Below are 2,382 nucleotides of genomic sequence, written 5' to 3' on the forward strand. Positions count from 1 at the left end.
TTGTCGGTGATAGAAGCAATACTCTTAATCAATTTAATCGAAGGAGTTGGCGTAATCAGCAACACCGTTGGGTCGTTGGTAGGGTCGGCATCGGTAGTACCGTTCAATTTGGGGGATTCGGTCGCATCAGGGTTGGCGATGGCCACGGCGTTGTTGTTCGTACCTGCATCCGAAATATCGGAGACAGTTGGAAGAGGTCCACTTGAGGGTATGCCAGTGACGGTGGCGGTGTTTTCAACGCCACCTGCGTTGACATCAGCTTGGGTAATGGTGTAGGTGGCAGTGGCTGTACCTGTAGCGCCGGGAGCAAGCGTGCTTGGGCTGATGGCAACGTTGCTCAAACTGAGTTTAGCATCTGTCAAAGCTACGCCCGTCAGCGTCACATTGCCCGTATTAGTGACGGTGAAATTATAATTAATCACGTCGCCCACTCCGCGACCCGTGGGTCCGTTGTCGGTGATAGAAGCAATACTCTTAATCAATTTAATCGAAGGGGCACTACAATCTACGTCAGGACCTAATTTCTCAACAAACTGCTCTAGGGGGATTACGTTTCCACTTGTCGCCTGCCCTGAGCGTGAATAAAAACTACAGGCTGTATTTAGGGAGGCTAAATTTTTTGCTGCGGCCACAAAGGGGTCAGCTTTGGCCAAAACTCCCACAGTTCCATAACAGGCATTACCTTGAAAAGTGAAAAGTGAAACAGGAGTACCGGTGCTAAATGCGCCATAATTTACTTCGGTCGCTGTTTTGCCAATCACATAATAGAGGTAATTTGGATCTAAACCAGCAGATGTAAATACGGACTGATTCCCTAGTTTGACTGGGTTTTTTTCCCAAGTACCCTTTATATCAGTGATGTTTTGAATGACAAAGTCTTTGGGGACTTTCAAGGATACCTGCGCCGTTGCCCCTAGCTCATTGGCTTCGGGGTTGTTTGGATTGGGGGTATTATATTGTGGGACTACCCAAACCGTGTAAGTCTGATTGGAAGCATTGTAGGTTAATTGATAATTGACTTGATTTGTCGAAAGTTGTTGTGCTACTGCCGGAAATATTGCACAGAGCAATGCAAGCCCAATCCAAGTGAAAGAGAGGAATTTGTTTTTCATCGTGAGTTACCTGTCAGGTGGTTAATTTTCCATTTAGTTGTTAAGTGGAGGAGATTAGGCTCTCCTCCACGATGACCTTTGCATTTTACTTAGGCAATTGCTGCTGTATGATAAAGAAGTTTTGTTTGAGGGCATTTCCGGGATGGTTGTTGATGACGTTTTGGTAGATGTACTCTATGTCATTGGTCGTTCCTTGGAAAATCACTTCCCCATCCATATTAATATCTCCTGTATAATAGCCCTGAAGAATGAAGAAAGGAAGTCCTATCACATTACCCAGTGCTCCAATGACTTGCTGATAGACGACATTGACGTCGTTGCCTGTACCCTGATAAGTCACTTGGTCATCATAGAGTGCATTGCCTGCCCAAAGTGCTTTCCCTTGCACAACATTTACTTGCGACTGGTGAATCGGAGCGTTGGAGAAAACATACGTTGGCGTTGTTGTTAATCTAAAATCGACAACCGTAGCAACATGTGTTAATGGCAGTTCATTCTGGGTCATAACCCCCAAGTGATTACGATGTTTGACGACAACAAAGTAACTTGCCGGAATTACGTTAGTGAAAACAATGGGTGAAGTTCCATCTACATCTACAATATCGCCATCTCGTTGTACAAGTGCCGATCGACTGTCGACGATGACAGTAGAGTCTGTTGCACTACGAAGTTCTACAAATACCCAATCTACAATAGCATCTTGCCCGCTGACAGTCAACACGGTGTTTGAGATAATGGTATCGGCAGCAGTGAGCGGATTCCAGGCCACGTAAGGCGATTTTCTTGGAATCAAGTTTTTCACCCGCAAATCATCCCGCATCAAATTACCTGAGAATACCCCAAACAAAGAGCCTTGTAAGTAAACTTTTGGTGAGAGTGCTACCTTCCTGACTTGCAATATGGTGATATAGACCGTGGCGGTATCGCACAGATTAGGCGTTCCGTTGTCACAAACCTTATAAATGAATCGGTCAGGACCTACATAGTTTGGATTCGGCGTGTAGGTATACGTACCGTTCGGATTGAACACCACCGTACCATTCGCTGGGTTGGTCAGTTTGGTGAACACAAGCGGATCATTGTTAGGGTCGCTGTCGTTCGGCGCTACCGTTCCACTTACAGGTACATTCACTTGGGTAACGTTGGCATCATCCACGGCTACTGGAGGGTCGTTGCCAGTAATCAAAGGCAACACATCAATTGTCACGGTTGCCGTGTCGCAGGCACCCCTCACATCACAAAGCACGTATTTGAAGCTGTTCTTACCGAC

2 protein-coding genes are annotated in these 2,382 nt (G+C 46.1%); both read right to left on the reverse strand.

Features of this window, described 5'->3' with window-relative positions:
- Positions 1–1,112, reverse strand: a 1,112-nt coding sequence (locus G563_RS37245) for a CLIPPER-2 domain-containing protein (RefSeq protein WP_445508774.1), incomplete at its 3' end; no start/stop codon positions are given.
- A gap of 85 nt (positions 1,113–1,197) precedes the next feature.
- On the reverse strand, positions 1,198–2,382 hold a 1,185-nt coding region (locus tag G563_RS35765), incomplete at its 5' end, for an Ig-like domain-containing protein (protein ID WP_169579807.1).

The organism is Runella zeae DSM 19591, from assembly GCF_000423565.1.
In the GTDB taxonomy this organism is placed as follows: Bacteria; Bacteroidota; Bacteroidia; order Cytophagales; family Spirosomataceae; genus Runella; species Runella zeae.